Source organism: Lutibacter sp. (assembly GCF_041562875.1).
Classification (GTDB): domain Bacteria; phylum Bacteroidota; class Bacteroidia; order Flavobacteriales; family Flavobacteriaceae; genus Lutibacter.
Genome location: NZ_JBFFOE010000035.1, coordinates 21,253 through 28,215, shown reverse-complemented (window position 1 = coordinate 28,215; position 6,963 = coordinate 21,253). Strand labels below are relative to the sequence as shown.

The 6,963-nt window shown below is 28.4% G+C and carries 9 protein-coding genes; 2 read left to right on the top strand and 7 right to left on the bottom strand.

Features of this window, described 5'->3' with window-relative positions:
• Nucleotides 1-366, top strand: a 366-nt coding sequence (locus ABY863_RS06875; RefSeq protein ID WP_372793524.1) for an L-threonylcarbamoyladenylate synthase, incomplete at its 5' end; no start/stop codon positions are given.
• Nucleotides 367-375: 9 nt separating this feature from the next.
• Here ABY863_RS06875 and ABY863_RS06870 read toward each other — a convergent pair.
• Both ABY863_RS06870 and ABY863_RS06865 read right to left on the bottom strand, forming a co-directional pair.
• Nucleotides 376-1,374, bottom strand: coding sequence for a glycosyltransferase family 2 protein (locus ABY863_RS06870; RefSeq protein ID WP_372793523.1), 999 nt, complete (start codon nt 1,372-1,374; stop codon nt 376-378).
• A gap of 47 nt (nt 1,375-1,421) precedes the next feature.
• Entirely contained in the window at nt 1,422-1,865 is a 444-nt protein-coding gene (locus tag ABY863_RS06865; protein WP_372793522.1) for a type I restriction enzyme HsdR N-terminal domain-containing protein, read from the bottom strand.
• Between the two features lie 29 nt (nt 1,866-1,894).
• Here ABY863_RS06865 and holA point away from each other — a divergent pair, with 29 nt between their 5' ends.
• Nucleotides 1,895-2,896 (top strand): DNA polymerase III subunit delta, encoded by a 1,002-nt coding sequence (gene holA / locus ABY863_RS06860; protein WP_372793521.1) that lies wholly within the window; start codon nt 1,895-1,897, stop codon nt 2,894-2,896.
• A gap of 116 nt (nt 2,897-3,012) precedes the next feature.
• On the opposite strand, the gene ABY863_RS06855 is transcribed toward holA, so the two are convergent.
• Genes ABY863_RS06855 through rlmH form a run of 5 tightly spaced genes read right to left on the bottom strand, consistent with a single transcriptional unit; the run spans nt 3,013 to nt 6,946 of the window.
• Complete coding sequence (locus ABY863_RS06855; RefSeq protein ID WP_372793520.1) at nt 3,013-4,032, bottom strand: M28 family metallopeptidase; 1,020 nt, start codon at nt 4,030-4,032, stop codon at nt 3,013-3,015.
• Nucleotides 4,033-4,070: 38 nt separating this feature from the next.
• A complete protein-coding gene (locus ABY863_RS06850) occupies nt 4,071-4,865 on the bottom strand; it encodes an ABC transporter ATP-binding protein (RefSeq protein WP_372793519.1) in 795 nt (264 codons plus the stop codon).
• Nucleotides 4,865-5,848 (bottom strand): FecCD family ABC transporter permease, encoded by a 984-nt coding sequence (locus tag ABY863_RS06845; protein WP_372793518.1) that lies wholly within the window; start codon nt 5,846-5,848, stop codon nt 4,865-4,867. Before ABY863_RS06845 ends, ABY863_RS06850 begins: the two co-directional genes overlap by 1 nt.
• 44 nt (nt 5,849-5,892) lie before the next feature.
• A complete protein-coding gene (locus ABY863_RS06840; protein WP_372793517.1) occupies nt 5,893-6,480 on the bottom strand; it encodes a non-canonical purine NTP diphosphatase in 588 nt (195 codons plus the stop codon).
• Nucleotides 6,473-6,946, bottom strand: coding sequence for a 23S rRNA (pseudouridine(1915)-N(3))-methyltransferase RlmH (gene rlmH, locus ABY863_RS06835; RefSeq protein WP_372793516.1), 474 nt, complete (start codon nt 6,944-6,946; stop codon nt 6,473-6,475). Before rlmH ends, ABY863_RS06840 begins: the two co-directional genes overlap by 8 nt.
• Nucleotides 6,947-6,963: the final 17 nt, after the last annotated feature.

The window sequence follows — 6,963 nt, the reverse complement described above, 5'->3', positions numbered from 1 at the left end:
GCAACCTATAAAATTCTAAAAAAAGCATTACCAGGGCCTTATACGTTTATTTTACCAGGAAATAATAATTTACCAAAAGCATTTAAAAATAAAAATACAGTTGGTATAAGAATTCCAAATAGTAATATTATTAGGGAGTTGGTTAAAAAATTAGGAAATCCAATTGTTTCAACTTCAATTTATGATGAGGATGATTTAATAGAATACACAACTGACCCTGAATTAATTTTCGAGAAGTGGGATAATAAAGTTGATATTGTAATAGATGGTGGTTTTGGAGACAATATTCCATCAACAGTTATTGATTTGTCTAATGATGAAATAACAGTTTTTCGGGAAGGTAAAGGAAGTGTTGATTTTTTATAGAATATTAAATTAGAGCTCTTTATATGTTTTCTTTCCTGAAATAAAATAATTCCAAACAATACTATTAATACTAAAATAATTATTTTTTTGCTGAATTTGTTTTCTTTTTTTTAATGTTTTTGGCAAATGATAATAAAAACTAAAATGAGCTTTTACAATTGCTAAAGTATGTAAAGGACGTAATTCTAGTAAAAATTTTATTCCAGCAACAGCGTCTAAAACGAGTCTTAAAAATAGGATTTGGACTAATTTATTTTGGGGTAAATTTTTAACCAATGAAAAAAGACTATTTCTAAAATTCAAAAAAGTTTTTCTCGGGCTAGCTTCTTTGAGTGTTGCTCCACCAACATGATATACAGTTGATTTTCCAACATATTTAATGGTTTTTTGTAGATTCTTTGCTCTCCAGCATAAATCAATTTCTTCTTGATGAGCAAAGTAACTTTCATCAAAACCATTGAGTTCATGAAAAACTTCAGCTCTAATAAAAAAACATGCACCTGATGCCCAAAATATATCTGTAACATCATCATATTGTTTTAAATCTGTTTCTAAACTTGTAAAAATACGACCTCTGCAATATGGATATCCATATTTATCAATAAAACCACCTGCTGCACCAGCATATTCAAACTTGATTTTATTCTTATAATCTAATATTTTTGGTTGAATAATGCTTGTGTCAGGTTCAGTTTCAAAGGTCGAAATAATTGTATTTAACCAACCTTCAGTAACTTCAATATCTGAATTTACTAAAGCATAAATATCAGCATTTACAAACTTTAAAGCATCATTGTAGCCTTTAGCATAACCCCCATTTTTTAAATTTTTTACAATTTTAATATTCGGATAATTTTCCTGAATAAAATTTACAGAATCATCAGTTGATGCATTGTCTGCAAGAACTATTTCTACGTTGGGTAAATTGCTATATTTTACTATAGATGGAACAAATTTTTCTAGCAATTGTTTACCGTTCCAATTTAATATGACGATGGCTATTTTCACAATGACAAACTTACTGCAAAAGCAATTAAAAATTAACTAATTTATTCTTAAATATAATCTGGTATATTTTGTAAAAAAATATATTTTTCATTTTCAAAGTCCATTTTACAGTAATAGTGATTTATTCCATTGGTAACCATTAAGTAATTGGCATTTAATTTTAAATTATAGCTTGCAATTTGGTCAAATGCATTTTGAGTTATGTTTACTGATGGAGCTTTACATTCAACTATAATATGAGGTAAACCTTTAGTATTAAATATTAAAATATCTGTTCGCTTTGTTAATTTATTGACAGTAAGTTTTTTTTCAATACCAATTAATGAAAGAGGATACTTTTTTTCTTCAATTAAATAATGAATAAGATGTTGACGTACCCATTCTTCAGGAGTAAGGCTCACATATTTTTTTCTAATAATATCAAAAATAACATACTTATTTTTGGTACTTTTGATTCTGAATTTATATGTTGGTAAATTCAATTGCTGCATATCACAAAAGTGCTAATTTTTTTTTATAAATGAGTGACGTTACTAAAATAGTTTCAGATATTAAAAGTGGAAATATTAAACCTATTTATTTTTTAATGGGTGATGAGCCTTATTATATTGATAAAATTTCAGAATTTATTGAAGATAATGTGCTTTCTGAAGAAGAAAAAGGGTTTAATCAAATGGTTTTATACGGAAGAGATGTTGCTGTTGAAGAGATTTCTGACAATGCGAAACGTTTCCCAATGATGTCTGAACGTCAGGTAGTAATTGTTAAAGAAGCACAAGACCTATCCAGAACTATTGAAAAGTTGGTTTCCTATGCAGAGAATCCACAACCTTCAACAGTATTAGTTTTATGTTACAAATATAAAACAATTGATAAACGTAAAAAATTATACAAAACCATTCAAAAAATTGGTTTAGTTTATGAAAGTAAAAAGCTATATGAAAATCAGGTTGCAGATTGGATTAGGCGCGTTTTAGCGGGTAAAAAGTATCAAATAGATACAAAAGCAACGTTAATGTTGGTGGAGTTTTTAGGAAATGATTTAAGTAAAATAAGTAATGAACTAGATAAATTAATGGTTGTTTTACCAGTAGAGTCTATTATTACACCTAAAGATATTGAAGAAAATATTGGTATTAGTAAAGATTATAACAACTTTGAATTGAGAAAAGCCATTGGAGAACGCGATGTTTATAAATCAAATATGATTATAAATTATTTTGCTCAAAACCAGAAAGCAAACCCAATTGTTGTAACAATATCTTTATTGAACAGTTTTTTTACTCAATTACTCATTTACCATAGCTTAAAAGATAAATCTAAAAATCATGTTGCCAAGGCGTTAGGTGTAAATCCGTTTTTTGTTTCAGATTATATAACAGCAGCAAAAAATTATCCAATGCGAAAAGTTTCTCAAGTTATTTCTTTTTTACGAGATGCAGATGTTAAAAGTAAGGGAGTGGGAGCTAATTTAACTAGTGGAGAAATTTTAAAAGAATTAATATTTAAAATTATACATTAAGGTATACTTGTATATTCACAGAGTTATATATTAATTGTAGACTGAGTGAAACCAAATTCAATATTAGTTTGAAAGTTAAAAATGAATCCTTTTACTGCTACTGAATACTCGTTTTACTAATCAACTTTAATTCTATATTCTCTATTTGCTATTTCCCAAGCTGTATAAAAAATAAGTTGAGCTCGTTTTGCTAATACTTCATAATTAATTTTATCAGGAGTATCTGAAATTCTATGATAATCCTGATGTGTACCATTAAAATAGAAAATTATTGGAATATTATTCTTTGCAAAATTGTAATGATCTGAACGGTAATAAAAACGATTTGGATCATTTTCATCATTATAGGTGTAATCTAAATCTAGTTGTGTAAAACGTATATTAATTTCTTCTGATAAGTTGTGTAATTCAGCACTCAATTTATCTGAACCAATTAAATATACAAAATCAGGATTATTTGTATGTGAATCATCAACACGACCAATCATATCAATATTTAGGTTAGTCACTGTATTTTCTAATGGAAAAATAGGAAAATTAGTATAATATTTTGAGCCTAATAATCCTTTTTCTTCGCCTGTAACATGTAAGAATAAAATAGATCTCTTTGGTCCATTTCCTTCAGTAACAGCTTCTTGAAATGCTTGTGCAATTTCTAAAATTGCAACGGTTCCTGACCCGTCATCATCTGCGCCATAATATATCTCGTCTCCATTCATACCAAGGTGATCAAAATGCGCTGATATTACTACAATTTCATCTGGTTTTTCGCTTCCTTCAATAAAAGCAACTACATTTTCAGAAGGATTTAACTCAGGTCTCAAATGTTCAGTTGGTATGGACTGAAAATAATCATTTCCACCATAAGGTGAAGCAATATGATGTGCTATATAAAAGTTTTTTAAGTATTCAGCTGCCTTTTTTTGACCTATCTCACCTGTTTCTCTTCCTTCAAATTCTTTAGATGCAAAAGCATATAAATATTCTTTTAAATCGGCAGTAGTTATTGTATTGGCAAATCTTATGGCTGTTTCATCAGTAACAACTGAATAATCAGTAGTTTGGCTTGTAATATGATTGTTACTTCCACAACTAATTAGGATTGTTATAGTGAATATTATAATTAAGTTTTTCATTTGGAGTTTTTAGAGATAATCCAAATATATTAAAATAATTAGGAGTGGTTGATGATAAATTGCTTTAATGTTTTGTTAAAAGTGATTAAGTCAGACTCAAAAAGCTGGCTTACATTGTTATTTGAAATTAAAGTTTCAGTTTTTCCGGAAATAAAATCAGTAGGAGTCATGAGCCATAATTCATCAGCTAATTGTAAAGCTAAGTTAATTTCATGTGTTGAAACTATGATTGTTTTTTGAAAATCAGAAGCTAAGTTTTTAAGTAGTGAGAACGTATTAATTGTATGATGTAAATCTAAATGCGCTGTTGGTTCATCAAGTACAATTATGGGTGTGTTTTGGGCAAGTGCTCTTGCAATTAAAATTTTTTGTAGTTGTCCATCACTTAATTCAGAACATTTTGAATTCATCAAATGTTTGGTGTTTGTTTTTTCAAAAGCAGACTGAATAATACCTAAATCTTCAGATGTTAAATAACCAATCCAATTAGTATATGGTTGTCTTCCTAAAGCTACTAATTCAAAAACAGTTAAACTACTGTCTGGTAGTTGTTCAGTTAATACAAGGCTAACTATTTTAGCAAAATCAGTAAAGCTGAACGTTTCTAATTTAGTTGAATTTATAAAAATATCACCTTTTAAACTTGGTTGTACCTTTGTTAAAGTTCTAAGTAAAGTAGATTTTCCAATTCCGTTTTTTCCTAATAAACAAACTAAATTTCCAGCATCTAAGTTTACATTTAAATTAGAAGCAATTGTTTTTATTTCTTTTTTAGAAGTATATCCAATGTTTAAATTTTTAACTTGAATGATATGTTTAGCCGCTAATTTCATTAATAAAAAACTTTTCTTTTTCTAACCAATAACCAAATAACTATAGGTGCTCCAAATAAGGATGTTATAGCATTAATTGGCAGTGTATATTCACTACTTGGTAATTGAGCAATACTATCACAAATTAACATAATGATGGCTCCACTAATGGCAACAGCTGGTAATAATGTTTTATGATTTGAGGTGCTAAATAATAATTTTGTTAAATGAGGTACAGCCAATCCAATAAATGCAATTGGACCTGAAAAAGCGGTAATTACACCCGTTAATAAACTGGTTGAAATTAATGTGAGATTACGAGTCCGTTTTACATTTACACCCATACTTTTGGCATAATTCTCACCTAAAAGCAGGCTGTTTAATGGTTTTATGATAAATATAACCAGTGAAATTCCAATGAAGAATGTAACCAAAAGTGCACTAATTTCATTCCAACTAAGGTTTCCTAAACTTCCAAAACTCCAAAATAAATATTGTTGTAATTGATTTGCGCTACTAAAATAGGCTAAAACACTTATTACAGCAGCTGTTAAACTTCCAAACATAAGGCCAATAATCAATATAGACATAGTGTTTCTAACTTTAATAGCGGCTAACATAACTGCTGAAAGCACCAAAAAAGCACCTGCACTGGCAGCAATTGCTAGTCCCCAGTTTGTAAATGCATAAGCGGTAATGTTTGCACCCAAAAATGAAGCACCTAAAATTAAAATTGCTACACCTAAACTTGCGCCAGAACTTATTCCCAAAACAAATGGACCAGCTAACGGATTTCTGAACAATGTTTGCATTAACAATCCACTAATTGATAATCCTGAACCAACAACCATGGCTGTAATTGCTTTTGGTAATCGGTAGTTTAAGATAATTGCTTTCCAAGATTCTTTTTCAACGGGACCGTCAAAAAGTGAAAATAAAATTTGTTTTAAAGGTATAAAAACAGAGCCTAAACTTATATTTATGCCAACAACTATAATAAGCATTATTATTAATAGAATAAAAGTGTTTTTATATGATTTTGATGGATTTACCAAGTATAATTATTTAAAAATGTCACTAATTTATTTATGGCTTTTCCTCTGTGGCTTATAGTTCCTTTTTCAATCATATTCATTTCAGCGAAAGATTTATTGTAGCCTTCAGGCATAAAAATAGCATCATACCCAAACCCTTTTTCTCCTTGTTTTTCTTTTAAAATAGTTCCTTTACAAATTCCTTCAAAGATATACTGTTTTTCGTTAATATTTAATGTTACAGCAGTTCTAAATTGAGCTTTTCTATTTATATCATTTCCCAGCTCTTTTAATAATTTTTGTATGTTTTTTTCTGAATCATTTTCTATTCCAGCATATCTTGCAGAATAAACACCAGGTTCGTTATTTAAAGCTTCAACTTCTAAGCCTGTATCATCAGCAAAGCAATTTAAACCGTATTTTTCAGTAATAAAATTTGCTTTTATAATAGCATTTCCTTCTAACGTGTTTGCAGTTTCAGCAATATCATCAAAACAATTAATTTCAGCTAAACTAACAATTTTAAAATTGGTAAGCATTGCCTGAACTTCTTTTAATTTGTTCTTGTTGTTGGTTGCAAAAACTAGTTTTAATTTATTCATGGTGATATGGTTCGTTTTTTAAAATAGTAAAAGCTCTATAGATTTGTTCAACAATAAATAAACGAATCATTTGATGTGAAAAGGTCATTTTTGATAATGAAATTTTACCAACAGACTTTTTGTAAACTTCATCTGAAAATCCATAAGGACCACCAATTACAAAAACTAATTGCTTAATCCCTGAATTCATTTTCTTTTGAAGGTACGTAGAGAAATCAATAGATCTATATTCTTTTCCTTTTTCATCCAACAAAATTAAAGTATCTGTAGGTAATAACTTTTTTAAAATAAGTTCACCTTCTTTTTCTTTTTGCTCTTGTTCACTTAAATTCTTTACATTTTTAATATCAGAAATAATTTCAAGCTCAAAATTAATATAATGCTTCAATCTATTTTGATAAGCTTCAATTAAAGTTTGTAAATTTTTATCATCGGTTTTACCAATGGTCAGTAATTTAATTTTCATTTGGCAAATATAAAAAG

Coding starts and splice junctions, on each gene's coding strand:
- ABY863_RS06855 (WP_372793520.1), bottom strand. CDS start 4,032: ATGAAAAACTTAATTATAATATTCACTATAACAATCCTAATTAGTTGT.
- rlmH (WP_372793516.1), bottom strand. CDS start 6,946: ATGAAAATTAAATTACTGACCATTGGTAAAACCGATGATAAAAATTTA.
- ABY863_RS06845 (WP_372793518.1), bottom strand. CDS start 5,848: ATGCTTATTATAGTTGTTGGCATAAATATAAGTTTAGGCTCTGTTTTT.
- ABY863_RS06850 (WP_372793519.1), bottom strand. CDS start 4,865: ATGAAATTAGCGGCTAAACATATCATTCAAGTTAAAAATTTAAACATT.
- holA (WP_372793521.1), top strand. CDS start 1,895: ATGAGTGACGTTACTAAAATAGTTTCAGATATTAAAAGTGGAAATATT.
- ABY863_RS06840 (WP_372793517.1), bottom strand. CDS start 6,480: ATGAATAAATTAAAACTAGTTTTTGCAACCAACAACAAGAACAAATTA.
- ABY863_RS06865 (WP_372793522.1), bottom strand. CDS start 1,865: ATGCAGCAATTGAATTTACCAACATATAAATTCAGAATCAAAAGTACC.